Here is a 23535-nt window from a genome sequence, read left to right on the forward strand (position 1 = left end):
GGTACTAGGAAACAACGGTTACACAGTGCACAATTGCACCTCGGAACACAGGGACGTTCTGACCTAATCGAAGGGGGAACCCGACCGTGAACACGATGAAATCGATCGCCACCGGAATGGCGGCCATAGGGGCTGTCGGAGCCGCCGCCATCGGCGTGACTGCCGTCGGATTCGTTCCGGCCAGCCCGGCTCAGGTGCACTTGGCCGCGTTCGGCGCGCCACTCCCGCAGGACCCGCCGCCGCCGGGACAACTGCCGACGCCTGACCAACTGGCTGCGCTGTGCACCCAGGTCACCGATCCCGGTGTGTCCTACACGACCAAACAGAACCTGGTCGAAAACGGCATCAGCCCAGGCGAGGGCCACACGGCCGACCACGACCTGAGGAAGGCATACCGGGATGGAAAGTTCCCGGAGACCTTCAACGTGACGAACATTGCGCCGGCTGGTCCCAACGAGGCCCAGGCCGATGTGGCCATCTCCGGTCCGAAGTTCGCCGGGCCAGTCTCCAAGCACCTCGTGTTCATCGATCAGGGTGGCAACTGGATCCTGCAGCACGACTCCGCGCTGGCTCTGCTGCAGGCAGCGACCAGCTAACCGGTTACTGCGCTCAAGTCGATCCGCGCCAAGCGCTGCGGATCGGCCAGCACGTCGATTGCCGTGATCCGGCCGTCGCGCACCACGAATCCCATGATCGCGGTCGCCTGACCGGCCACCAAGATGACCGCGCCGGCGGTGCCGTTGATCGTGGCGGCGCGCACCTCGCGGTCAGGCCCGCCGTAACTGCGCGCCAGTTTGGCGACCGTGGCCGCACCGTCGGCATGGAAGACCTCGGCAGGCGGCCCGAAGTCGCCACGCAACACCACGCCGGGATCCAGCACCGCCACCAGCCGGTCGAAGTCGCCCGCCCGGCCGGCCGCGAAGAACGCGTCGACGACCTCGCGCTGGGTGGCGATGTCGCCGTCGGGCATCGGATCCGTCTGCTCGATGCGCCGCCGCGCGCGGCTGGCCAGCTTGCGGGTGGCCTCCGGTGACCGGTCGATGATGGGCGCGATCTGGTCGAACGGGACCGTGAACACGTCGTGCAACACGAATGCCAGCCGTTCGCTCGGCGACAACGTTTCCAACACCACGAAAAGCGCCATGCCCACCGCGTCGGCCAGCATCGCGCGGTGTTCGGGGTCGAATTCGCCTTCGGCGTCCACAATCGGGTCCGGCAGATGGGCGGCCAATTGCTCCGGACCGCGGTTGCGGCGCTCGCGCAATGTATTCAGGCAGATGCGGGCGACCACGGTGGTCAGCCAGGCGTCGAGGTTGTCGATCTTGTCGACCCCCTCGTCCTCGGAAGTACGACTCAGCCGCAGCCACGCTTCCTGCACCGCGTCCTCGGCGTCGTCGATCGAGCCCAGCATCCGGTAGGCGATGGCCCCCAGCTGCGGCCGGGCGGCCTGGAATCGCGCCGTCAGCGCTGCGGGCGAGGTCTTGCCGATGGTCATGCCCGGCCGGTGTCGGGCAGTGCGCACACCCTGCCCTCGGAAAAGCCGGACGACCCGATGCCGAGCGCCACGTTGAAGCGGCCGCGAAGGTTGCCCAGCGTGATCACGTGGGTCAGTCCCACCAGCGCAGGGGTGTCGAAGTGCTTCCGCAGCGCGTCGAAAAGCTCGTCGGTCACCTCTACCGGGGTGCGGCTGACCGCGGTGGCGTATTCCAGAATCAGCTTGTCGATGTCAGAGAAACAGGCGGCGTTGCGGTAATCAGTCATCGCCAGCAGCTCGTCGTCGGTGATTCCCCAGGAGCGGGCGATTTGCGAACCGAGGTCGATGCAGTATTCGCAGCGCACCACCATGGCCGACTTCAGCTCGGCCAGCGCGCGGTGGCGCGGACTGAGCACATTCAGCTTCGACTCCGCCTGTTCCAGCCTGCCGTAGGCGTTGAGCAGGCGGGGAATGTGGGCGTACATCCGCAGTGGTTCGAGCATTTCGCGGTTATCCAGGTCTTTGAGTCCAGCCATCTTCGCCAGTTTCCGCTTGGTGAAGCAGAAGGCGATCTTGGCGCTCAGGCCGGCGTCGCGGTCCGAGACTCCGTCGAGTCGGGGCATGAGGTCCTCCGGGAAGTCGGGCTTTTTGGGTGCTATTAAGTCGACACCCGGCGGCGCCCAAATGTGACCGGCGCAGGTTCAGGTCTGCTGACCCAACGGAAGGTCCATGTCGAACACCCGGGCATGTAGCACGGTGCGATTGCGCAGCGCCGCCCGCACGGCCCGGTGCAGGCCGTCCTCGAGGTACGTGATGCCCCGCCAGCGCACCGCGTGCGGGAACAGGTCGCCGTAGAAGGTGGAGTCTTCGGAAAGCAGCCGATCCAGGGCAAGCACCGTCGTGGTGGTCACCAATTCGTCGAGTCGGATCTGCTGTGGCGGAATCTGCGCCCAGTCTCGGTAGGACAGCCCATGCTCGGGGTACGGCTTGCCCTCCCGCACGCCCTTGAAGATCATTCGCGGATCGTAGCCGTAAACCGGCGCTCCGGCGAACAGACACAAGAGCACCCGACGCGCCTATGCTTCGGGTGCATTTGCGTCTGTTCGCGCTGCCTGTGGTGAGGTCGTATCCTTTCCGGACCGTAAAATGGAGCGGATCTAACAGATGTCTCCAACTGGTCGACGAAGGGGAGGAGCCGATGGGTAGCGCGGACGACCGTCGCTTTGAGGTGCTGCGCGCGATCGTCGCCGACTTCGTCGCCACCAAGGAACCGATCGGCTCGAAAACGCTGGTTGAGCGCCACAACCTCGGCGTGTCCAGCGCCACCATCCGCAACGACATGGCCGTGCTGGAGGCCGAGGGATACATCACTCAGCCGCACACCAGCTCGGGGCGGGTGCCTACCGAGAAGGGCTATCGCGAATTCGTCGATCGGCTCGAAGACGTCAAGCCGCTGTCGTCGGCTGAGCGACGTGCGATACAGGGCTTTCTCGAATCCGGTGTCGACCTCGACGACGTGCTGCGCCGCGCAGTCCGGCTGCTCGCCCAATTGACCCGTCAGGTGGCCGTTGTCCAGTACCCGACGTTGTCCACGTCCACCGTCCGCCACCTGGAAGTGATCGCGCTGACGCCGGCCCGGCTGCTGATGGTGGTCATCACCGATTCCGGCCGGGTGGACCAGCGCATCGTGGAACTGGGTGACGTCATCGACGACCACCAGCTCTCGCAGCTGCGGGAAATGCTCTGCCAGGCCCTGGACGGCAAGAAGCTCTCGGCGGCATCGGTCGCCGTCGCCGATCTTGCGGCGCAGCTGCACGGGGCCGGCGGGTTGGGCGACGCCGTCGGGCGTGCGGCCACAGTTTTGCTGGAGTCGCTGGTAGAGCACACCGAAGAACGCCTCGTGATGGGCGGCACCGCCAACCTGACCCGCAACGCCGCCGACTTCGGTGGCTCCTTGCGGTCGATCCTGGAAGCGCTCGAGGAACAGGTGGTGGTGCTGCGGCTGCTGGCGGCCCAGCAAGAGGCCGGCAAGGTCACCGTCCGCATCGGTCATGAGACGGCGGTCGAGCAGATGGCGGGCACCTCGATGGTGACCACCGCGTACGGAACGTCCGACACCGTGTACGGCGGCATGGGTGTGCTGGGTCCCACCCGGATGGATTATCCGGGAACTATTGCCAGCGTTGCTGCGGTTGCTCTTTATATTGGCGAAGTCCTGGGTGCCCGATGATTGTGCATCCGGTGCAGATTTGTGGACGGCCGCGTAACGCGCGGCATCAGAACCCCGCATAGGAGAATCAGGCGTGGCACGCGACTACTACGGGCTGCTCGGCGTGAGCAGGAACGCTACCGACGCCGAGATCAAGCGCGCCTATCGCAAGCTGGCGCGTGAACTGCATCCCGACATCAACCCCGACGAGGCTGCGCAGGCGAAATTCAAGGAAATCAGCGCCGCCTACGAGGTGCTGAGTGACCCGGAGAAACGCCGGATCGTCGACCTGGGCGGTGATCCGCTGGAAAGCGCCGGCGCGACGGCCGGAGGGTTCGGCGGGTTCGGTGGCCTGGGCGACGTTTTCGAGGCCTTCTTCGGAGGCGGTTTCGGCGGGGGTTCGGCATCCCGGGGTCCAATCGGCCGGGTTCGGCCCGGTTCGGACTCGCTGCTGCGGATGCGGCTCGATCTCGAGGAATGCGCGACCGGTGTCACCAAGCAGGTCACCGTGGACACCGCGGTGTTGTGCGACCGGTGCCAGGGCAAGGGCACCAACGGCGACTCCGCACCGATACCCTGCGACACCTGTGGGGGTCGCGGAGAGGTGCAGACCGTGCAGCGGTCGCTGCTCGGCCAGGTGATGACGTCGCGCCCCTGCCCCACCTGCCGCGGTGTCGGCGTGGTGATCCCCGACCCATGCCACCAATGCGTCGGCGACGGCCGGGTGCGGGCCCGCCGGGAGATCAGCGTCAAGATCCCCGCCGGTGTCGGCGACGGGATGCGGGTGCGGCTCGCCGCGCAGGGCGAAGTCGGGCCCGGCGGCGGACCGGCGGGTGACCTGTATGTCGAGGTCCACGAGCAACCCCACGACATCTTCGTGCGCGACGGCAACGACCTGCATTGCACGGTGTCGGTCCCGATGGTCGACGCCGCGCTGGGCGTCACGATAACTGTGGACGCCATCCTGGACGGTATGAGCGAGATCACGATTCCGCCTGGCACCCAACCGGGTTCGGTCATCACGCTGCGGGGCCACGGCATGCCGTTGCTGCGTTCCACCGCGCGGGGCGACTTGCACGTCCACGTCGAGGTGGTGGTTCCCACCCGGCTGGACCACCATGACGCCGAACTGCTGCGCGTGCTGAAGAGCCGGCGCAGCCGCGACGTGGCCGAGGTTCGCTCCACCCACAACGGCAGCGGCGGACTGTTCAGCCGGCTACGCGAGACCTTCACCGGGCGCTAGTTACGGCTTCGGAGCCGCGCTCATGGTGGCGACGCTGTTCTACATCGACGCACTGCCCGAAGTCGGCGCGCTGGCCGTCGTAGCCGGCGACGAAGGGTTCCACGCCGCCACGGTGCGCCGGATCCGTCCCGGCGAGCAGCTGATGCTCGGCGATGGGATGGGTGGGCTGGCGCGCTGCCAGGTGGAGCGCGCCGGACGTGATGGGCTGGCTGCCAGGGTGCAGGAGCGTTGGAGCGCCGCGCCGGCGCATCCGCCGGTGACGGTGGTGCAGGCGTTGCCCAAGTCCGAGCGCTCGGAGTTGGCGATCGAATTGGCCACCGAGGCCGGCGCCGACGCTTTCGTCGCCTGGCACGCGGCCCGCTGCGTGGCCAACTGGGACGGCACCCGGGTCGACAAGGGTCTGCGCCGATGGCGTGCGGTGGCGCGTTCGGCGGCCCGGCAATCCCGTCGCGCGCACATCCCGCACGTCGACGGCGTACTGTCCACCGCGGCGCTGGTCGAGCGGGTCCACGACGAGGTGACCGCCGGCGCCGCCGTGCTCGTACTGCACGAGGCGGGAACGGATCGGCTCGCTGACGTATTCGCTGATGATGCTGTGGCACAAGCGGATTCGCTGATGCTCGTGGTCGGCCCCGAGGGCGGCATCGCGCCGGACGAGATCGCGGCGCTGGCCGGGGCGGGTGCCGTCGCGGTCCGGCTCGGTCCGACCGTGCTGCGCACGTCGACCGCGGCCGCGGTGGCGTTGGGCGCGCTGGGCGTGCTTACGGGGCGATGGGAGCCCGGTGCCGGGTGTGAACGGCACGACGCGACACGCCGATGACGCGTCGTCATATTCACAGTCGACGGGTAGGACGCCGTCGCCACCGGCGGTAGACTGACGGTTCACAGTCCGGGTCAGGATCTCGGAGAAAGCAGGCATCGGAAACCACGTGACGCCCCGCGAGACCAGCGCTGCTGACGCAGCTGGAGCCCGGCAGGCCGACGCTCAAGTTCGCAGCAGCATCGATGTTCCGCCCGATCTCGTCGTCGGCTTGCTGGGCTCGTCAGATGAGAATCTGCGCGCCCTCGAACGCACCTTGAATGCCGATCTGCATGTGCGAGGCAACGCCGTCACCCTGTCCGGAGAGGCGGCCGATGTCGCGCTGGCCGAGCGAGCGATAACCGAGTTGGTGGCCATCGTGGCCGCGGGGCAGCCGTTGACACCGGAGGTGGTGCGGCACAGTGTCGCCATGCTGGTCGGCACCGGAAACGAGTCACCGGCCGAAGTGCTGACGCTGGACATCCTGTCGCGCCGCGGCAAGACGATCCGGCCCAAGACGCTCAACCAGAAACGCTATGTCGACGCCATCGACGCCAACACCATCGTCTTCGGCGTCGGCCCGGCCGGCACCGGAAAGACGTATCTCGCGATGGCCAAGGCGGTCAACGCGCTGCAGACCAAGCAGGTGACCCGGATCATCCTGACCCGTCCGGCGGTGGAAGCCGGTGAGCGCCTTGGCTTTCTGCCAGGAACGCTTAGCGAGAAGATCGACCCGTACCTGCGGCCGTTGTATGACGCGCTGTACGACATGATGGATCCCGAGCTGATCCCAAAGCTGATGTCCGCCGGGGTAATCGAGGTGGCACCGTTGGCATATATGCGGGGGAGGGCGCAGCCGGTATCGACGAAGGTCTTGACTCCCAACGGTTTTCGACCGATCGGTGACCTGGTGGTCGGTGATTTCGTGATCGGCTCGGACGGGCGTCCGACGGGAGTTTTGGGCGTCTATCCGCAGGGCTTCAAGGAGATCTATCGCGTCTCAGCACAGGACGGCTCATCGACGCTTGCGTCCGGTGACCACCTTTGGTCGGTGTATACGCGAAGTGATCGCCGACGAGGGATGCCACCCCGGGTGTTGCAAACCAAGGAGATGATCGGCAACCTCCGCGCCGCCCACTACCACCGCTACGAACTTCCAATGTTGAGTGGGCCGGTGCAGTTCGGGCCACGACCGGTGCCTCTCGACCCATACGCCCTTGGATTGCTCTTGGGCGATGGATGTCTCACCTGTTCGACTACACCCAGCTCCGCGACGGCCGACGCCGAGCTGGCTGAGTCGCTGGGCCGGCTGATCCCTGGAATCCAAGTGCGCCGGAAATCCGACGTCGACTACATCCTGAACCGCATAACTCGTCCCGGCGAGGTAATCACGATCGCGAATCCGGTCACGAGTGCACTTCGCCAGCTAGGCCTCGCGGGTACGCGGTCGTCCACCAAGTTCGTGCCTGAGAATTACCTCTTCAATTCGCCCGATGTACGGCTCGCGGTTCTGCAGGGTCTGCTCGATTCTGACGGTGGTTCAGTCACTCAATGTGGGCGCACGTGCCGCATTCAATTCACGACGGTCTCCGACCGGCTGCGTGATGACATGGTGTTCCTGGTGCAATCGCTCGGTGGGGTCGTATACCACCGCACCAAGGCGACATTGGGGCGCGAGCCAGGACTAGCGCGTGGCCGAGCGGTACACCACCGATCGGACGCACACCTGCTTGATATCCGTCTGCCGGCCGGAGTCGTCCCGTTCCGGCTCGCGCGCAAGGCCGCGAAGTACGACGCAACTGGCGGCGGGCGGGTAATGCGCTTCGTCGATCGAATCGAGCCTGCGGGCACCGAGGAGGCCGTGTGCATCCAGGTTGCGGCCGCCGACTCTTTGTACGTCACCGAAGACTTCCTGCTCACGCACAACACTTTGAACGACGCGTTCATCGTCCTCGACGAGGCGCAGAACACCACCGCCGAGCAGATGAAGATGTTCCTCACCAGGCTGGGCTTCGGATCGAAGGTCGTCGTCACCGGCGACGTCACCCAGGTCGATCTACCCGGCGGCGCCAGATCCGGCCTGCGTTCGGCGATCGACATCCTGGACAGCGTCGACGACATCCACATCTCCGAGCTGACCAGCGTCGATGTGGTGCGCCATCGGCTGGTCTCGGAGATCGTCGATGCCTACGCGAAATACGAGGAGCCCGGCTCGGGCATGAATCGGGCGGCTCGGCGCGCGTCCGGCATCCGCAGTCGCCGATGATGAGCATCTTATGAGCATCGAAGTATCCAACGAGTCGGGTATCGACGTCTCGGAGACGGAACTGGTCAGCGTCGCACGCTTTGTCATCGCCAAGATGGACGTCAACCCGGCCGCCGAGCTGTCGATGATGCTGCTGGACACCGCGGCCATGGCCGACCTGCACATGCGCTGGATGGACCTACCCGGGCCGACAGACGTGATGAGCTTCCCGATGGACGAGCTCGAGCCGGGTGGCCGCCCCGACGCTCCCGAGCCGGGCCCGGCCATGTTGGGCGATATCGTGCTGTGCCCCGAATTCGCCGCCGAGCAGGCGCTGGCCGCCGGACATAGCCTCGGACATGAATTGGCGCTGTTGACAATTCACGGTGTCCTCCATCTATTGGGCTACGACCACGGCGATCCGGACGAGGAAAAGGAGATGTTCGCGCTGCAGGATAGGCTGCTCGAGGAATGGGTCGCCGACCAGGTCGAGGCTTACCGGCAGGACCGTCAAGAGGAACGAGACCGCCGGTTGCTGGACAAGTCAAGGTATTTCGACAGTTGACCGGTTGGCTCCAGCTGCTAGGCGCTCTCGCGCTCATTTGTCTCAGTGGGCTTTTCGCAGCGATCGACGCCGCCGTGAGCACCGTCTCGCTGGCCCGGGTGCAGGAATTGTTGCGCGACAAGCGCCCCGGCGCGGTTGCCCTGTCCAAGGTGATGGCCGAACGGCCCCGCTACATCAATCTGGTCGTGCTGCTGCGCATTACGTGTGAAATCAATGCCACGGTGCTGCTGGTGGTGTTCCTCTACGACAACGTCGGCTTGCATTGGGGCTTGTTCGGCGCCGCCGTCACCATGGTGCTGGTGAACTTCGTCGTGATCGGGGTAGGCCCGCGCACCCTCGGCCGCCAGCATGCCTATTCCATCTCGTTGGCGACTGCTCTTCCGCTGCAAGCGATCTCGTGGCTGTTGATGCCGATCAGCCGGTTACTGGTGGTGGTGGGCAATGCGCTGACACCCGGCCCGGGTCTGAGAAACGGGCCGTTCGCGTCGGAGATCGAGTTGCGAGAAGTCGTCGACCTGGCCCAGCAACGCGGCGTGGTCGCCGCCGACGAACGCCGGATGATCGAGTCGGTCTTCGAACTCGGCGACACTCCGGCCCGCGAAGTGATGGTGCCGCGCACGGAGATGGTCTGGATCGAAAGTGACGAGTCGGCCGGCCACGCCACCGCGTTGGCGGTACGCAGTGGGCACTCCCGGATCCCGGTGATCGGTGAGAACGTCGACGACATCGTCGGTGTTGTCTACCTGAAAGACCTTGTCGCGCAGACTTTTCTGGCTCACGACGGTGGCCGGGACACCACGGTTGCACAAGTGATGCGGCCGGCGGTCTTCGTACCGGACTCCAAGCCGATCGATGCGTTGCTGCGCGAGATGCAGCGCGACCGCAACCACATGGCGTTGCTGGTCGACGAATACGGTGCGATAGCGGGGTTGGTGAGCATCGAAGACGTGCTGGAGGAAATTGTCGGCGAGATCGCCGACGAGTACGACGATGCCGAGACAGCTCCGGTGGAAGACCTGGGGGACAAACGTTTCCGGGTTTCGGCACGGCTGCCGATCGAAGACGTGGGCGAGCTGTATGGCGTGGAGTTCGACGAGGATCTCGACGTCGACACGGTGGGCGGTCTGCTGGCACTGGAGTTGGGCAGGGTGCCACTGCCAGGCGCCGAGGTGATCTCCCACGGCCTGCGGCTGCATGCCGAGGGCGGCCCCGACCCTCGAGGACGGGTACGTGTCGGCACCGTCTTGCTGAGCCCAGCCGAGCCGGAGGAGAACGCCCACGATGGTTGAGTCGCTGGATGCCGAGGATGCCAAGCTGGTCACGCTCGCGCGGTCCGCGATGGCTCGCGCCGAATCCGAAAGTGCTGCCGCCGTGCGCGATACCGACGGGCGCACCTATGCAGCCGCGGCGGTGAACTTGTCGACGCTGCAGCTGACCGGCCTGCAGGCGGCGGTGGCCGCGGCCGCATCAAGCGGGACGAAAGCGCTCGAGGCGGTGGTGCTGGTTGCCGGATCCGCCGACGACCCCGGCATCGCCGCGGTACGCGAGCTGTCGCCGACGGCATCGGTGATCATCACCGATCAAGCCGGTAACCCGTTGTGACCCTCCCCGACATGACTGAATTCCGTTCCGGCTTCGTGTGTTTGGTCGGCAGGCCGAACACCGGCAAGTCGACGCTGACGAACGCACTGGTGGGCGTCAAGGTCGCGATCACCTCGACCAAGCCACAGACCACTCGGCACACCATCCGCGGAATCGTGCACAGGAGCGGGGATTTCCAGATCATCCTGGTCGATACTCCGGGCCTGCACCGGCCGCGGACCCTGCTCGGCAAACGCCTCAACGACTTGGTCCGCGACACCTACGCCGAGGTTGACGTCATCGGGTTGTGCATCCCGGCCGACGAGGCGATCGGTCCCGGAGACCGGTGGATCGTCGAGCAGATCCGCTCGATAGCACCGAACACAAAGCTTGTCGTCATCGTCACCAAGATCGACAAAGTGTCCAAGGACCGGGTGGCCGCGCAGTTGGTCGCGGCCAGCGAGCTGGTACGTAGCTCCGCCCACCCCGCCGAAGTCGTCCCGGTGTCGGCAGTGACCGGTGAACAGATCGACGTGCTGATCGACGTGCTGGCGGCGGCGCTGCCCCCCGGGCCGGCGTATTACCCCGACGGTGAGCTGACCGACGAACCGGAGGAGATTCTGATGGCCGAGCTCATCCGCGAGGCCGCGCTCGAAGGCGTGCGTGACGAGCTGCCGCACTCGCTGGCAGTGGTGATCGACGAGGTCAGCCCACGCGAGGGGCGTGACGACCTGACCGACGTGTACGCGGTGCTCTACGTCGAACGGCCCAGCCAGAAGGGGATCGTCATCGGCAAGGGGGGAGCGCGGCTGCGTGAAGTGGGTACCGCCGCCCGTCAACAAATCGAGAAGCTGCTGGGCACCAAGATCTATCTCGACCTGCGGGTCAAGGTCGCCAAGAATTGGCAACAGGATCCCAAACAGCTTGGACGGCTTGGCTTTTGATCCGTTCTGAGTAGCTCCCGTCGGCAGATCCGTTGTGGTTCGAACGGATGACGTTGAATTGCGGCGTTTCACTGCGTGGTGGCCGGGTACCGGCACAAGAAGCGTTGCCGAAGGGAGAAAGTATGGAAGCGTTGGATTTTCTGCGTCAGGACCACCAGAGCGTGTTGGGGATGTTGCAGGTTCTCGATGGTGCGCCGAAGGGAACGGGTGCGGTGATGAGTGGCCTGCGGACGATGGTGGAGAACCTGGTTATCGCCGAGTCGCAGCACGAGGCGATCGAGGAGCAGTTGTTCTGGCCGGCGGTACGGCAGGCGCTCGATGACGGCGACGAATTGGCCGACCGAGCCGTCGAGCAGGAGCAGGAAGGAAAGCAGTTGCTGCAGCGGCTCGCAGACGGCCAACCCGGCGAGGGCGAGTACCACGAAGCGCTGCAGGAGTTCGTCAAGGCCGGTCGCGAGCACATCCGCTACGAGCAGGAGGTGGTGTGGCCCAGGTTCGCTGCGGCGGTGAGCCTCGCCGAACGGCGAAAGCTCGGCGAGAAGCTGGAGAGCGCCAAAAAGACGGCGCCCACTCGGCCACATCCCAACACCCCGCCCAGCGCGACGGTACAAAAGACGATGGGCGCCGGTGCGGCTTTCGTCGACCATGTTCGCGACGCGGTCACCGGCCGGTCCGGAAAAAATCCTCCCGACCCGCAGATCCACTGACCCGAGGCAAGAAATGGGCCGGCGTGCGTGCCGGCCCATTTCGATTGCGCTCCGATCAGGTGGCGGGAACGTGGTGTTCGTGGGTGAACGGCTTGGCTTCGGGCACCGCGGGTGTGCCGACGGCATCGCTCTGCGCTCCCTTGTTCTGCCGTATGTCGCTGCCGAGCCACTGCGTGGTAGGCGTTTCGACATAGCGCCATTCCGTGCCCTCGGGCCACGGTCCTTGTCCCTCGTTCCACGGCCCGCGCACTGACTCGGCGCCGTCGGACATGTTGAAAGCGACGTTCTGGAACCGCTCGTCGCCGGAGAGCACCCCGGGCGGGAAGTTGACCGGCAGGTCGTTGAGCGCCGCGGTGAACTGCTGATAGTGCGCGACCTCGCGGGTCATCAAGAACGTCAGGGTGTCCTGGACACCGGGGTCGTCGGTGAACTGCTTGAGATACTCGTAGACGATCTTGGCCCGCGACTCGGCAGCCAGGTTGCTCCGCAGGTCAACCGACGGGTCACCGTTGGAGTTGACGTAGGCGCCCGACCACGGCACGCCCTGCGCATTGCTGACATCGGGGCCGCCGCCGGTGAGGGCGAGGTAAAGCGGGTTCACCTGCGCCACCTGGTGGATGAGGTCGTCACGCCCAGTGTTTCCAGCGACTAGCGGCATCCAGTTGCAGATCTCATTGGCGTTCTTGAGGTCGTCGTTCAGTCCGTCCAGCAGCATCGTGATCAACGAGCCCACCATCTCCAGGTGGCTGAGTTCCTCGGTCGCGATGTCCATGAAGAGGTCGTACATCTTGGGGTTCTTGCCGCGCAGGATGAACGCCTGGGTGAAGTACTGCATCGCGGCCTTGAGCTCGCCGTTGGCGCCACCGAACTGCTCCTGCAGCAGGGTGGCGAACCGAGGATCCGGTTTTTGGACTCGCACTTCGAACTGAAGGTCCTTGTTGTGAATGAACATTGGCTGCTCCTAGGGCTGTTGGCTTGATCGAGATCGCCGTCGTGTACCCGGCACTTTCGGCGCTAAACGTCGGCCTGCGCAGCCAACTGAACAAGAGAAGCGTTCGGCGACAACCGGTTCGGCGGCGCTGTGTCGGTGAACGGAGTCGCTAAGGTCTGACCGGCGGTGCGCCGTTGATCGGCGGTGTGTCGATGCGCGTGTCCCACCAGGCTTTTGGCTGCTTGTTCGCCCAGCCGCACACCGCCTCCAGCTCGGCGGCCAGCGATATCAATAGGCCCTCGCTGTTGGCCGGACCCATTAGCTGGACGCCGATCGGCAGTCCGTCGCCGGTGAAGCCGGCCGGCACGTTGATGGATGGCCAGCCCAACACGTTCCATGGCCACGTCAGCGGGCACGCGGCGATCATGGCGCGATCGGTGCCGAAGCCAGTCAGCCGGTCGAAGGAGCGGGCCAGCGGCGGCGGTTGCGCGGTGGTTGGTGCCAGCACCACGTCGACGATGTCGAAGATCGAACCCACCCGGCGCTGTTCGGCGGCTTCGTTCCGCCGTGCGCTGCGCAGGATCGCTTGTCCCAGCACGCGACCGGTACGCAGATTCGCCAGGGTGCGGGGATCCCAGTTGACTTGGTCGCCCAGCCGCTCCTCCCATTCGACGAGGCCGGCGGTGGACCGGGCAAGAAAGTCCCACGACAACCGCAGGCCATAGTCCGGGTTGCCGGACACCACCGAGTGGCCGAGCAACTCGAGCTGTTTGGCCACCCGTCGGGTCGCCGCCAGGATGTCCGGATGCAACTTGGCCCGAAACGCGGTGTAGGGGAATCGGGTTGACAACGCGATGTTCAGCGGGCCGGGCGCATTGCCGACGTAGTCCGACGCGGTCAGCGGAGGCGGCTTGTGCCGATCGCCTTCGACGTTGCCCGAGGCCGCGTCCAGCACCAGCGCCGCATCGGCCACCGTGCGGGCCAGCACGCCGTTGACGGTGATGCCGTTGAACGCCTCGGGCAACGGCCAGGTCGAGATTCGGCCACGCTGCGGCTTGATGCCAACCAGGTGGGTCCAGGCGGCGGGAATGCGCACGCTGCCCGCACCGTCGGAGCCGATGGCTGCAGTTACCAAGCCCGCGGCCACCGCCGCGGCGCTACCGCCCGACGATCCGCCCGGGGTGTGCCGACGCGACCACGGATTGCGGGTATGTCCGAATCCGGGTCCGCTGGTGAACGGCCACTGGCCTAGTTCGCAGGTGTTCGTCTTGCCGACGATTACGGCGCCGGCGACCTTCAGCCGGCGAACCACCTCGGAGTCCTCGGTAGCGGGCCGGACGTAGCCTTCGGTACCGAATGCGGTCGGCACGCCAGCAACGTCCACGTCGTCTTTGACCGCGATCGGGATGCCCAGTAGTGGCGCGGTGTCACCGGCGGCCCGTCGCCGGTCCGCCTCGGCCGCGTCGGCCAGCGCCGATTCGGTCAGAACGACGCGAAAGGCGTTCAACGTGTGCTGGCTCATGTTGATGGCATGCAGCGACCGGCGCACCAGCTCTTGGGAGGTCACGGAACGACTGGCCAGCTGGTAGAGGAGGTCGGTCAAGGTGGGCAGGCGCTGGTAGCCGGATCCGGAAGCGGACCCAGAAACGGAGCCGGAAGCGCCAATCACGGGGTACGAGACTATCGGCGCGGATACCCGTGATGTCGCGGGGTGGTGCGAAAATGTCGGGATGCGGCTGTATCGAGACCGGGCTGTTGTGCTGCGCCAGCACAAGCTTGGCGAAGCCGACCGGATCGTCACCTTGTTGACCCGCGATCACGGGCTGGTTCGGGCGGTTGCCAAAGGGGTTCGTCGCACCCGCAGCAAATTCGGCGCGCGGCTGGAACCGTTTGCGCATATCGACGCGCAACTGCATCCCGGCCGCAACCTCGACATCGTCACCCAGGTCGTCTCGATTGACGCGTTCGCCACCGACATCGTCAGCGACTATGCCCGGTACACCTGCGGGTGCGCGATGCTGGAAACTGCCGAACGCCTGGCCGGTGAGGAGCGGGCGCCTGCCCCGGCCCTGCACCGGCTCACGGTGAGCGCACTGCGGGCGGTGGCCGACGGAAGCCGGCCCCGCGAGCTGTTGCTGGACGCCTACCTGCTGCGGGCCATGGGCATCGCCGGATGGGCGCCGGCGCTGACCGAGTGCGCCCGCTGTGCCACACCGGGTCCGCATCGGGCGTTTCACATCGCGGCCGGGGGCAGCGTCTGCGCACACTGCCGCCCGGCCGGTTCGACGACACCGCCGCCGGGCGTGCTGGAGCTGATGTCCGCGTTGTACGACGGCGATTGGGAGGCCGCCCGAGAGATACCGCAATCCCACCGCGGCCAGGTCAGCGGGTTGGTGGCCGCGCACCTGCAATGGCATCTGGAACGGCAGCTCAAAACACTGCCGCTGGTGGAACGGACGTATCAGGTGGATCGCACCATCGCCGATCGGCGCGCGGCCCGGGACGGGCAGGATATCGCCTGTGGCTAGGACCGAGCGCAAGCTGACCTCCGGCGAATTCCCGCAGCTGCCCCCGGCCCCCGACGACTATCCGACCTTTCCCGACAAGTCGACCTGGCCAGTGGTGTTCCCTGTCTTACCACCGTCTCCGGACGGTCGTCCAAGCCGGCCGCCGCAACATCCGTCGAAAGCCGCCGCCCCCCGGATTCCGCGCGAGCGGCTACCGGCCCATGTCGCCATCGTGATGGACGGCAACGGGCGGTGGGCCACCCAGCGCGGCATGGCGCGCACCGAAGGCCATAAGGCGGGCGAGGCGGTAGTCATCGACGTTGTCTGCGGCGCAATCGAACTCGGGGTCAGATGGCTCAGCCTGTACGCCTTCTCCACCGAGAACTGGAAACGCTCGCCCGAGGAAGTCCGCTTTTTGATGGGCTTCAACCGCGACGTCGTGCGGCTGCGCCGGGTGAACCTCAACACGCTCGGGGTCCGGATTCGGTGGGTGGGGTCGCGGCCACGCCTGTGGCGCAGTGTGATCAACGAATTGGCGATCGCGCAGGACATGACGAGAAACAACGACGTCATCACCGTCAACTACTGCGTGAACTACGGCGGTCGCACCGAAATCGCGGAGGCGGCCAAGGACATCGCCCGTCTAGCCGAGGCGGGCAAGCTGAACGCAGAGCGGATCACCGAATCGACGATCGCTCGTCACCTGCAGTGGCCCGACATCCCCGATGTGGATCTACTGCTGCGAACCTCGGGCGAGCAGCGGTCCAGCAATTTCATGCTGTGGCAGGCGGCCTACGCTGAATACATATTTCAGGACAAGCTGTGGCCCGACTACGACCGCCGCGATCTGTGGGCGGCCTGCGAGGAGTACGCATCTCGCAGCCGACGGTTCGGGAGTGCCTAGTGCCGTCATTGCAGGAACGCCTGGCATCGATCCTCCGCGACGTCTTGGCCGTCGAGGAAGAGCCTGACGGCGGATTGACGGTCCGTCATGACGCCACCTTTGCGTCGTTGCGAGTGGTCAACATCGCCGAGGACCTTGATCTGGTGTCGTTGACGCAGGTATTGGCGTGGGGCCTGCCGCTGACGAAGAAGCTCAGCGAGCAAGTGGCCAGGCAGGCGCGCGACACCAACCTTGGCACCGTGACCCTGATCGAGAAGGTCAACGAGAAAGCCGTGCAACGCAATTCGGGTAAGAGTGCCGCCAAGGTCGCCGACGTCATGCTGCGATACAACTTTCCCGGCGCCGGCTTGACCGACGAAGCCCTGCGCACGCTCATTCTGCTGGTACTGGACACCGGTGCTCAGGTGCGCCGATCTCTGACCTAAGACACCGGTGCTGCAGTCCCAGCCGATCCTTCGCCGAACGTGCTCACAGGGCGGCTTTCCGGTAGCTTTTCAACCCTCATCGCACGCTCGACGCAGTCATCGGTGGCGCGCCTGTAGCACAAGTAGCACTTGTGCTATCATGACGATCATGCAGACAGTTGGATTGCGCGAACTTCGGCAGAATGCGTCCGACCTCGTGCGACGCGCCGAGGAAGGCGAGGAGATCACCATTACCGTGGCCGGCCGCCCAGGGGCCCGCCTGGTTCCAGCAGCCCCGCGGACCTGGAGGCGATGGGAGGAGGTGGTCGAACTGTTCGCCGGGCCGGAGGATCTTGCATGGGAGGCCGACCGTCAAGCACTCGCCGACGATATCCGCGACCCCTGGACGAAGGAATGAGAGCGATCCTTGACACCAGTGTGGTCATCGCGACGGACCTCGGACACCTTGAAGGTGAGCTGGCCATCAGCGCAATTACCTTGGCGGAACTCCACTTTGGAGTCCTCGTCGCCAAGCAGCAGAACATTCGTTCCGAGCGGCTGCGACGTCTGCTGATTGTCCAGCGCAAGTTCGACGCGCTGCCCCTGGACGACGCGGTGGCGATGAGCTACGGCCAGGTGGCGGCGGCGGTCGTCGACGCCGGACGACAGCCGCGAGCCCGCGCAATGGACCTGTTGATAGCAGCCACCGCACACGCCCACTCAGCCTCGCTGTATACCCGCAACGCCGTCGATTTCGACGGCCTCGAGGGCTTAGTCGACGTCGTGGCAGTCTAACCGTAAGCGCGTCAGGCCATGCATTCCGAGCAGGTACCGAAGATCTCGATGGTGTGGCTGACGTCGGAGAATCCGTGTTTGCTGGCCACCTCGGCCGCCCACGCCTCGACCTCGTGGTCGCCCACCTCGATCGTCGAACCGCAGTGGCGACAGACCAGGTGGTGATGATGGTGTTCGGAGCACCTGCGATAGACGGATTCGCCGGTGTCGGTGCGCAAGGTATCGACCATTCCCGCTGTCGCCATCGACTGCAGCGTCCGGTAGACGGTGGTCAGGCCGATGTTCTCACCGCGACGGCGTAGCTCGTCGTGTATTTCCTGAGCCGAGCGGAAGTCTTCGAGGGTCTCCAGAAGTGTCGACACCGCCGCTCGCTGACGGGTGGAGCGGGCGCTAGCCGTCATTTGCGCCGCTCCTCCTCATCACTTCGTTCTGCATCGTCGCCGGCGGGGCCGAGTGCGCCGCTCCTCCTCATCACTTCGTTCTGCATCGTCGCCGGCGCGGTCATGTCGCGTCTTCGCCGGCGTGGGCGACCGCGTCGACGACGATGTGCGCAAGGTGGTGGTCGGCCAGCCGGTAGAGGACTTCGCGTCCGGACCGCTCACCGGCGACCACGCCAGCCGCTTTGAGGATCTTGAGATGCTGGCTGACCAGCGGCTGCGGCACGCCCAGCGCGTCGACCAGCTCGTGCACGCAGCGTTGAGATTCGCGCAGCTGCAGCACGATGGCGATCCGCACGGGTGCGGCCAATGCGCGCAGCAGCTCGCCGGCCGCGTCGAGAATGTCTCGCGGCGGCGGCGCGGGATATGCCGTGAATTTGCCGCCGACGTGCTCGTGGGCACCCACCAGATCAGCCGCCTCTTCCGCGGTCGGCGTTGAGGAAGACGTCACCATATCGGATTCATCACCTCGGGAAGTGCCAGGATTTGCATTAGCCTGCGGCTGACATCCACTGTCACATGCATGACAACGCATGTCAAAGACCCGGCCGCGGATCGCTACCATTGCTCAGGCTTCGCGCGGCGGCGGTTCGCTGCGGCACCCGCCTTCCCGAATCCCAACAGGGACCAGAGAGGAGTGACTACCCCGTGGCGTCCGTCATCGACACCGTAGTCAACCTGGCCAAACGGCGCGGTTTCGTCTTTCCCGCGGGCGAAATCTACGGCGGCACGAAGTCGGCGTGGGACTACGGCCCGCTGGGCGTGGAACTCAAGGAGAACATCAAGCGGCAATGGTGGCGCTCGGTGGTCACCGGCCGCGACGACGTCGTGGGAATCGATTCGTCGATCATCCTGCCGCGTCAGGTCTGGGTGGCCTCCGGCCACGTCGAGGTGTTCCACGACCCCCTCGTCGAGTGCCTGAATTGTCACCACCGGCATCGCCAGGACCACATGCAGGAGGCCTACGCGGCGAAGAAAGGGATCGCGGATCCCGATTCGGTGGCAATGACCGAGATCGTCTGCCCTGATTGCGGCACCAAGGGCCAGTGGACCGAGCCACGCGAATTCAACATGATGCTCAAGACCTACCTCGGGCCCATCGAAAGCGAGGAGGGGCTGCACTACCTGCGCCCCGAGACCGCCCAGGGCATCTTCGTGAACTTCGCCAACGTGGTCACGACCGCCCGCAAAAAACCACCGTTCGGCATCGGGCAGATCGGCAAGAGCTTCCGCAACGAAATCACCCCGGGCAACTTCATTTTCCGGACCCGCGAGTTCGAGCAAATGGAAATGGAATTCTTCGTGGAGCCGGCGACCGCCCCGGAATGGCATCAGTATTGGATCGACACCCGATTGCAGTGGTATGTCGATCTCGGTATCGACCCGGAGAACTTGCGGCTGTTCGAACACCCCGAGGACAAGCTGTCGCACTACTCCGACCGCACCGTGGACATCGAGTACAAGTTCGGCTTCGCCGGCAACCCATGGGGCGAGCTGGAAGGCGTCGCGAATCGGACGGATTTCGATTTGTCAACGCACAGCAAGCATTCCGGCGTCGACCTGTCGTTCTACGACCAGGTCGCCGACGCTCGATACACGCCGTACGTCATCGAACCCGCAGCCGGTCTGACCCGGTCGTTCATGGCGTTCTTGATCGACGCCTACACCGAGGACGAGGCCCCGAACGCCAAGGGGGGAATGGACAAGCGTTCGGTGCTCCGGCTGGATCCGCGACTTGCGCCGGTCAAGGCCGCCGTCCTGCCTCTGTCGCGGCACGCCGACCTGAGTCCCAAGGCCCGCGACCTGGGTGCTGAATTGCGGAAATGCTGGAACATCGATTTCGACGACGCGGGCGCGATCGGCCGGCGCTACCGCCGTCAGGACGAGATCGGTACCCCGTTCTGCGTGACAGTGGATTTCGACTCGCTCGAGGACGATTCCGTCACGGTGCGCGAGCGCGACGGAATGACGCAGGAGCGCATCCCGATGAGCAACGTCGCCGACTACCTCGCGGTGCGCCTCAAGGGCAGCTGAGACCTCGCACCTCTTTGGCTAAAGGCCGGATCTCAGGTGGTCGTTTGCCTTATGATCCGCCGGTGGTGATAGGCGCACATAGCGCCTAGTTGAGCTGAGGTTGTAGTGCTTCTGGATTTTTCCTGGTTGCCGCCCGAGATCAATTCGGCGCGAATCTTTGCCGGCGCCGGTTCCGGGCCGCTGTTTTCGGCGGCCACGGCTTGGGATGGCCTGGCCGCGGATTTGCAGGCCTCGGCAGCCTCGTTTGACTCCGTGATCAGCGCCCTGGCGGACGGCCTGTGGACCGGGCCCTCGTCGTTGTCGATGGCGGCTGCGGCGGCGCCCTATGTGGCGTGGTTGACCGCGGCCGCAGCCCAGGCGGCCTCGGCGGGTGCGCAGGCAAAGGCGGCAGCGACGGCGTTCGAGACGGCGCAGTCGGCGACCGTGCACCCGGCGGCGGTGACGTCGAATCGGACGACGTTGTTGGCGCTGGTGGCCACAAACATTTTGGGCCAGAACACTCCGGCGATCTTCGAAACCGAGTTCCACTACATGGAGATGTGGGCTCAGGATGTGGCCGCGATGTTCGGATATCACGCGGGAGCGACAGCGGTTGCTTCTACGTTGACGCCGTTCAGCGCACCGCCGCTGGACTTGGCGGGCCTGTCGACCCTGGTTTCGCAGGCTGGCACGTTCCTGTCCCAGGCCGGTGGCCAGCTTTCCTCGTCGGTTGCCACGGCGGGCGCGACGATGGCCACACAAGCGCAGGCGATAGGCGTGCAGGTGGCGACCCAGGCACAGGCGATCGCATCGGCCGCCCCGGGGATGCTATCGGCGGCGCAGTCGATGGCGGCTCAACTGCCCGCGTCGCCGTTGACGTCGGGCGGTGCGCAGTTGATGCAGGTCGGGATGTATCCGGCGAGCATGTTGATGTCGCCGATGATGGGCGTGGCGCAGGGTGCGAATGTCGGCACGGCGGGCTTGACCGATGCCACGGCGACGACTGGGCTGGCCAATATGCCTACGTTGGTGAGCGCTCCTGACGTGAAACCGGTGGGCGGACCGGGGATGGCCGCGGAGTTGGGCAGAGCGCGCTTGGTGGGAGCCATGTCGGTACCACCGACATGGCAGGGGTCGATGCCCGCTCGGATGGTGACCTCGGCGATGTCGGGATTGGGCGGTATGCCCAGCGCCGCGGAAGCGGCAGCCGCCGCCGGAGCCAATGCCGCCGCCGGCATGCCGATGATGCCGATGCCGATGGGCGGTCCTGGTGGCGGAATGCCCAACGGACCGCTCGGGCGTGGTGGCGCGAGTCCGCATGTGGTGCAGAATCGGCCGACCGTGGTGCCGCGAACCGGCGTCGGATAAAGCTGCGAGGAAGGGGGCAGCGTGCTGCTATCACTTGGGTCGCCTTTACCGGATGATGCCGTCGCGGCAGTCCGGGGTGAGTCGGGCATGCTTGGCGGGCTGTCGGTCCCGCTCAGCTGGGGTGTCGCCGTGCCGCCCGACGACTACGACCATTGGGCTAAGGAACCCGAGACCGCTGCCAATGGCGTTGGTGCCGACTCGACGTCACGCCCCGCGGCCGGTGACGAGTGGGATGAGTGGGCACAGTGGAGCGAATGGCAAGAAAGTGCCGAACCTCGCTTCGAATTGCCACGCACCACCAGTGTGATACCGCATTCTCCACCGGGCGGCTGAGAGTGCCGAGCAGACACAAAATCGCCCAATTCGCATAGGAATTAGGCGATTTTGCGTCTGCTCGCGCCACCTAGAACCGGCCGCCGCCGCCCATGAAGCCACCTCCGGAAGAATTCCGTGACGAGCCGCCGAACGATGTCGGGCTCCAGCCGAAGCCGCCTGCGTTGAGCAGGTCGCTGATGATGATCCCGCCGATCAGCGCGCCGGTGTCATCGCCGCCGCGGCGGTTATAGGCGCGTTCGGCCGACTGCACGTCGGCATTCGCCAGCGCCTGCACATGAGCGGCCAGAGTGGACGCCGCGTTGGCGTGGGCGATCGCCTCGGTCACATTGGTCGTTCGCATGTCGTGCGCGGCTTGCAGGTGCCGTTTCGCTTCGGCTAGTCGGGTGCGTGCCTCGGGCCCGATGCTGCCGCGGCGGGTGTCGATGTACTCCGACACCCCGCGCACCCGCGACTCCGCGGTGAACAACGCCTGCTCGAAGGAGCGGTTCAGGCGATCGGCGGCGGCCTTCTCCTCGGCCAGCGTCGCCAGTATTCGGTTGAGCTCCGCGTCAGCCTTGGTCAGCCGGACGAAGGTACCCAACGGATCCGCGGAGCCGGTGCCGCGGGCGGAGTCGACAGCCCTGGTCGCCGCATCACGTGCGGCGATCAATTCCGCGGTGTGCGCAGACGCCAACTGCGGGTTTTCCCGCAGTTGCTCGTTGGCGTGAGCCACCGCCGTCCGGATTTCGGTCATCAGCGACGGCAGCGAAGCTACGGCGTGGCGAATGTCGGTGGCCGCGCTGTCCACGGCATCGAACAGCGAACGGGCTTGTCCGAGTGCCGATTCGGCCGCGCGAACGGCATCGACCAAGTCACTCTGTCGTCCGCTCTGCACATGCGCGGTCAGATCGCGTGCCGCGCCGATGTTCTTGTCGGCGAACGCAAGTCGTTCCTTGGCGGTGGAGACATTGCCGTCGACCGAAGTCAGTGCGGCGGCGTCGAATTCGTTGTGCAGCTCGGCAAGCCGCTGTTGGGTCGGAGTGATGCGGGCTGTCAGCTCGACGTACTGCTGGGTCAGCCCATCGAGTCGTGAGGGGGCATTGATCACCAAATCCCGCAGCTGCTCGAACGCTTCGGTCTGCGACTCCAGTTCTCGGTCGGCGCGAGCTGCAGACACGACCACCCGGGTGAGCAACTCGCGGCGCTGCGCCGGCGTCTCCGGCGTGTCGTCGTCGAGTTGTTGGCGCACCGTGAACGCTTGGGCCAGTGCGGCTTTGGCATTGCCGACCGCGTCGGTGAAAGGTACGGTGCGCTGCTCGCCGAATTCGTCGATCGCCAGTGCGAGCTCGTTGGAGCTGGTGCGCACCGCGTTGTCGACGTCCACCACCATCAACCGGGACAAGTCGTCCAAGGCTTCGAGCGGCACGGCGGCCAGCGCGTCTGCGTCGGTGGGGTCTACCCGTCGGGCCGCGGCCAGCGCCGCAGCGCGCCGGCGCCGCTTGCGATAACGCATCACGATCAGCAACACCACCACTGCGACGGCGATGACGCCCAGCGCAATCAGGGCCAGCACCCGGCCCGACGAACTCGGTGATTGGTTGAGCCCGTTGGCTGCCGCGACCGCCGCGCCACTCCAATTGCCTTCTCGCAGTGCGGGTTCGATCTGAGTGTGCCGCAGCTCGTTTACCTGATCTGTAGTGACGTTGTGTACCGCCCTGGGCACCAGAAATGCATACGCCCGGTCGGTGGTGGCGACGGCAAGAAGTGCGTCGTAACCGGCTAAGTCGCTGGTGCGATACGTGCGCGCGGCCCAGTCCTCGCCCGTCAGCTCGGAGAAATTGTCGACGTAGACCACCCAGAGCCGGATGTGGTGATTGGTGTAGAGCTTGTCGACGGCGGATTTCACCTCGGCGCGGCCGGATTCCCGCAGCGCGCCCGCATTGTCGGTGATGTAGCCCGGCAACCGGAATGGTGGTTGCGCGCCGGCGGGTGATGCCAGCAGCAAAGTCGCAGTGAGACTCACGGTCAGCGTCGTCAGGATCACGCCGAGCAGGCGAGCAATGCGCATAGGTCAATGTAGCTCGGCAACGTTCA

At 65.7% G+C, this 23535-nt stretch carries 25 protein-coding genes and 2 pseudogenes; 19 read left to right on the forward strand and 8 right to left on the reverse strand.

Annotated elements, in window-relative coordinates; genetic code table 11:
* The first annotated feature begins 86 nt into the window (after window positions 1–86).
* The gene (locus tag A9W99_RS18310) at window positions 87–596 is read left to right on the forward strand and encodes a hypothetical protein (RefSeq protein ID WP_067381177.1); all 510 of its coding nucleotides are present in this window, start codon (window positions 87–89) and stop codon (window positions 594–596) included.
* On the opposite strand, the gene A9W99_RS18315 is transcribed toward A9W99_RS18310, so the two are convergent.
* From A9W99_RS18315 to A9W99_RS18325, 3 genes are all read right to left on the reverse strand, one after another.
* Window positions 593–1495 (reverse strand): sigma-70 family RNA polymerase sigma factor, encoded by a 903-nt coding sequence (locus A9W99_RS18315; RefSeq protein ID WP_067381339.1) that lies wholly within the window; start codon window positions 1493–1495, stop codon window positions 593–595. The genes A9W99_RS18310 and A9W99_RS18315 overlap by 4 nt on opposite strands.
* Entirely contained in the window at window positions 1492–2097 is a 606-nt protein-coding gene (locus tag A9W99_RS18320) for a carboxymuconolactone decarboxylase family protein (RefSeq protein WP_067381180.1), read from the reverse strand. The genes A9W99_RS18315 and A9W99_RS18320 overlap by 4 nt, the downstream gene beginning before the upstream one ends.
* Window positions 2098–2175: 78 nt before the next feature.
* Window positions 2176–2490: a type II toxin-antitoxin system VapB family antitoxin gene (locus A9W99_RS18325; protein ID WP_067240651.1), complete on the reverse strand. Its 315-nt coding sequence runs from the start codon at window positions 2488–2490 to the stop codon at window positions 2176–2178.
* Between the two features lie 182 nt (window positions 2491–2672).
* Here A9W99_RS18325 and hrcA point away from each other — a divergent pair, with 182 nt between their 5' ends.
* From hrcA to A9W99_RS18370, 10 genes and pseudogenes are all read left to right on the forward strand, one after another.
* Window positions 2673–3704, forward strand: coding sequence for a heat-inducible transcriptional repressor HrcA (gene hrcA, locus A9W99_RS18330; RefSeq protein ID WP_067381183.1), 1032 nt, complete (start codon window positions 2673–2675; stop codon window positions 3702–3704).
* A gap of 73 nt (window positions 3705–3777) precedes the next feature.
* Window positions 3778–4926, forward strand: coding sequence for a molecular chaperone DnaJ (gene dnaJ / locus A9W99_RS18335; protein WP_067381186.1), 1149 nt, complete (start codon window positions 3778–3780; stop codon window positions 4924–4926).
* 22 nt (window positions 4927–4948) lie between these two features.
* Window positions 4949–5746, forward strand: a complete 798-nt coding sequence (locus A9W99_RS18340; protein WP_067381189.1) for a 16S rRNA (uracil(1498)-N(3))-methyltransferase — start codon at window positions 4949–4951, stop codon at window positions 5744–5746.
* 109 nt (window positions 5747–5855) lie between these two features.
* Window positions 5856–6575: pseudogene (locus A9W99_RS27370) on the forward strand (PhoH family protein); the annotation flags it as partial.
* Window positions 6576–7652: 1077 nt separating this feature from the next.
* Window positions 7653–7991 (forward strand): annotated as a pseudogene (locus A9W99_RS27375) (PhoH family protein); the annotation flags it as partial.
* A gap of 10 nt (window positions 7992–8001) precedes the next feature.
* Complete coding sequence (gene ybeY, locus A9W99_RS18350) at window positions 8002–8535, forward strand: rRNA maturation RNase YbeY (protein ID WP_067381195.1); 534 nt, start codon at window positions 8002–8004, stop codon at window positions 8533–8535.
* On the forward strand, window positions 8532–9824 hold the full coding sequence (locus A9W99_RS18355; protein ID WP_067381198.1) for a hemolysin family protein: 1293 nt from the start codon (window positions 8532–8534) through the stop codon (window positions 9822–9824). The genes ybeY and A9W99_RS18355 overlap by 4 nt, the downstream gene beginning before the upstream one ends.
* On the forward strand, window positions 9817–10137 hold the full coding sequence (locus tag A9W99_RS18360; protein ID WP_067381201.1) for a cytidine deaminase: 321 nt from the start codon (window positions 9817–9819) through the stop codon (window positions 10135–10137). The genes A9W99_RS18355 and A9W99_RS18360 overlap by 8 nt, the downstream gene beginning before the upstream one ends.
* Window positions 10138–10148: 11 nt before the next feature.
* Window positions 10149–11060, forward strand: coding sequence for a GTPase Era (era, locus tag A9W99_RS18365; protein ID WP_067381342.1), 912 nt, complete (start codon window positions 10149–10151; stop codon window positions 11058–11060).
* A 122-nt stretch (window positions 11061–11182) separates the two neighbouring features.
* Window positions 11183–11767 carry a hemerythrin domain-containing protein gene (locus tag A9W99_RS18370; protein ID WP_067381204.1) on the forward strand — a complete coding sequence of 195 codons (585 nt, stop codon included), beginning with the start codon at window positions 11183–11185 and terminating at the stop codon, window positions 11765–11767.
* A gap of 55 nt (window positions 11768–11822) precedes the next feature.
* Here A9W99_RS18370 and A9W99_RS18375 read toward each other — a convergent pair whose 3' ends face one another.
* Together A9W99_RS18375 and A9W99_RS18380 are read right to left on the reverse strand one after the other, a co-directional pair.
* On the reverse strand, window positions 11823–12719 hold the full coding sequence (locus tag A9W99_RS18375; protein ID WP_067381208.1) for a manganese catalase family protein: 897 nt from the start codon (window positions 12717–12719) through the stop codon (window positions 11823–11825).
* Between the two features lie 148 nt (window positions 12720–12867).
* Window positions 12868–14367: an amidase gene (locus A9W99_RS18380; protein WP_067381211.1), complete on the reverse strand. Its 1500-nt coding sequence runs from the start codon at window positions 14365–14367 to the stop codon at window positions 12868–12870.
* 61 nt (window positions 14368–14428) lie between these two features.
* On the opposite strand from A9W99_RS18380, the gene recO reads away from it, so the two are divergent.
* The 5 genes from recO to A9W99_RS18405 all read left to right on the forward strand — a co-directional run bounded on the left by recO (window position 14429) and on the right by A9W99_RS18405 (window position 17308).
* Window positions 14429–15226 (forward strand): DNA repair protein RecO, encoded by a 798-nt coding sequence (gene recO / locus A9W99_RS18385; RefSeq protein WP_067381214.1) that lies wholly within the window; start codon window positions 14429–14431, stop codon window positions 15224–15226.
* The gene (locus A9W99_RS18390; RefSeq protein ID WP_067381218.1) at window positions 15219–16109 is read left to right on the forward strand and encodes a decaprenyl diphosphate synthase; all 891 of its coding nucleotides are present in this window, start codon (window positions 15219–15221) and stop codon (window positions 16107–16109) included. Before recO ends, A9W99_RS18390 begins: the two co-directional genes overlap by 8 nt.
* Window positions 16109–16534, forward strand: a complete 426-nt coding sequence (locus tag A9W99_RS18395; RefSeq protein ID WP_067381221.1) for a hypothetical protein — start codon at window positions 16109–16111, stop codon at window positions 16532–16534. The genes A9W99_RS18390 and A9W99_RS18395 overlap by 1 nt, the downstream gene beginning before the upstream one ends.
* Before the next feature lie 148 nt (window positions 16535–16682).
* Window positions 16683–16931 (forward strand): type II toxin-antitoxin system Phd/YefM family antitoxin, encoded by a 249-nt coding sequence (locus A9W99_RS18400; protein WP_067381346.1) that lies wholly within the window; start codon window positions 16683–16685, stop codon window positions 16929–16931.
* On the forward strand, window positions 16928–17308 hold the full coding sequence (locus A9W99_RS18405; protein ID WP_067381224.1) for a type II toxin-antitoxin system VapC family toxin: 381 nt from the start codon (window positions 16928–16930) through the stop codon (window positions 17306–17308). Before A9W99_RS18400 ends, A9W99_RS18405 begins: the two co-directional genes overlap by 4 nt.
* A gap of 11 nt (window positions 17309–17319) precedes the next feature.
* Here the strand turns inward: A9W99_RS18405 and A9W99_RS18410 are convergent, their stop codons facing one another.
* On the reverse strand, window positions 17320–17709 hold the full coding sequence (locus tag A9W99_RS18410; protein ID WP_067381227.1) for a Fur family transcriptional regulator: 390 nt from the start codon (window positions 17707–17709) through the stop codon (window positions 17320–17322).
* Window positions 17710–17809: 100 nt separating this feature from the next.
* Window positions 17810–18199, reverse strand: coding sequence for a metalloregulator ArsR/SmtB family transcription factor (locus tag A9W99_RS18415; protein WP_067381230.1), 390 nt, complete (start codon window positions 18197–18199; stop codon window positions 17810–17812).
* A gap of 194 nt (window positions 18200–18393) precedes the next feature.
* Between A9W99_RS18415 and A9W99_RS18420 the strand changes: the two genes are divergently transcribed.
* From A9W99_RS18420 to A9W99_RS18430, 3 genes are all read left to right on the forward strand, one after another.
* Window positions 18394–19779 (forward strand): glycine--tRNA ligase, encoded by a 1386-nt coding sequence (locus tag A9W99_RS18420; RefSeq protein WP_067381234.1) that lies wholly within the window; start codon window positions 18394–18396, stop codon window positions 19777–19779.
* A gap of 105 nt (window positions 19780–19884) precedes the next feature.
* The gene (locus A9W99_RS18425) at window positions 19885–21126 is read left to right on the forward strand and encodes a PPE family protein (RefSeq protein WP_067381237.1); all 1242 of its coding nucleotides are present in this window, start codon (window positions 19885–19887) and stop codon (window positions 21124–21126) included.
* Between the two features lie 21 nt (window positions 21127–21147).
* Complete coding sequence (locus tag A9W99_RS18430; protein ID WP_371514971.1) at window positions 21148–21459, forward strand: hypothetical protein; 312 nt, start codon at window positions 21148–21150, stop codon at window positions 21457–21459.
* A 70-nt stretch (window positions 21460–21529) separates the two neighbouring features.
* On the opposite strand, the gene A9W99_RS18435 is transcribed toward A9W99_RS18430, so the two are convergent.
* Window positions 21530–23509, reverse strand: coding sequence for a TPM domain-containing protein (locus A9W99_RS18435; protein ID WP_067381242.1), 1980 nt, complete (start codon window positions 23507–23509; stop codon window positions 21530–21532).
* Window positions 23510–23535 lie beyond the last annotated feature (26 nt).

The organism is Mycobacterium sp. 1164966.3, from assembly GCF_001665395.1.
Classification (GTDB): Bacteria; Actinomycetota; Actinomycetes; order Mycobacteriales; family Mycobacteriaceae; genus Mycobacterium.

Bases quoted from the DNA above. Each gene is read 5' to 3' on its own strand.
- A9W99_RS18375 (WP_067381208.1), bottom strand. From the start codon at position 12,719: ATGTTCATTCACAACAAGGACCTTCAGTTCGAAGTGCGAGTCCAAAAA.
- A9W99_RS18405 (WP_067381224.1), top strand. From the start codon at position 16,928: ATGAGAGCGATCCTTGACACCAGTGTGGTCATCGCGACGGACCTCGGA.
- era (WP_067381342.1), top strand. From the start codon at position 10,149: ATGACTGAATTCCGTTCCGGCTTCGTGTGTTTGGTCGGCAGGCCGAAC.
- A9W99_RS18370 (WP_067381204.1), top strand. From the start codon at position 11,183: ATGGAAGCGTTGGATTTTCTGCGTCAGGACCACCAGAGCGTGTTGGGG.
- A9W99_RS18340 (WP_067381189.1), top strand. From the start codon at position 4,949: ATGGTGGCGACGCTGTTCTACATCGACGCACTGCCCGAAGTCGGCGCG.
- A9W99_RS18315 (WP_067381339.1), bottom strand. From the start codon at position 1,495: ATGACCATCGGCAAGACCTCGCCCGCAGCGCTGACGGCGCGATTCCAG.
- A9W99_RS18320 (WP_067381180.1), bottom strand. From the start codon at position 2,097: ATGCCCCGACTCGACGGAGTCTCGGACCGCGACGCCGGCCTGAGCGCC.
- A9W99_RS18360 (WP_067381201.1), top strand. From the start codon at position 9,817: ATGGTTGAGTCGCTGGATGCCGAGGATGCCAAGCTGGTCACGCTCGCG.
- hrcA (WP_067381183.1), top strand. From the start codon at position 2,673: ATGGGTAGCGCGGACGACCGTCGCTTTGAGGTGCTGCGCGCGATCGTC.
- A9W99_RS18400 (WP_067381346.1), top strand. From the start codon at position 16,683: ATGCAGACAGTTGGATTGCGCGAACTTCGGCAGAATGCGTCCGACCTC.
- ybeY (WP_067381195.1), top strand. From the start codon at position 8,002: ATGAGCATCGAAGTATCCAACGAGTCGGGTATCGACGTCTCGGAGACG.
- A9W99_RS18325 (WP_067240651.1), bottom strand. From the start codon at position 2,490: ATGATCTTCAAGGGCGTGCGGGAGGGCAAGCCGTACCCCGAGCATGGG.
- recO (WP_067381214.1), top strand. From the start codon at position 14,429: ATGCGGCTGTATCGAGACCGGGCTGTTGTGCTGCGCCAGCACAAGCTT.
- A9W99_RS18415 (WP_067381230.1), bottom strand. From the start codon at position 18,199: ATGGTGACGTCTTCCTCAACGCCGACCGCGGAAGAGGCGGCTGATCTG.
- A9W99_RS18410 (WP_067381227.1), bottom strand. From the start codon at position 17,709: ATGACGGCTAGCGCCCGCTCCACCCGTCAGCGAGCGGCGGTGTCGACA.
- A9W99_RS18435 (WP_067381242.1), bottom strand. From the start codon at position 23,509: ATGCGCATTGCTCGCCTGCTCGGCGTGATCCTGACGACGCTGACCGTG.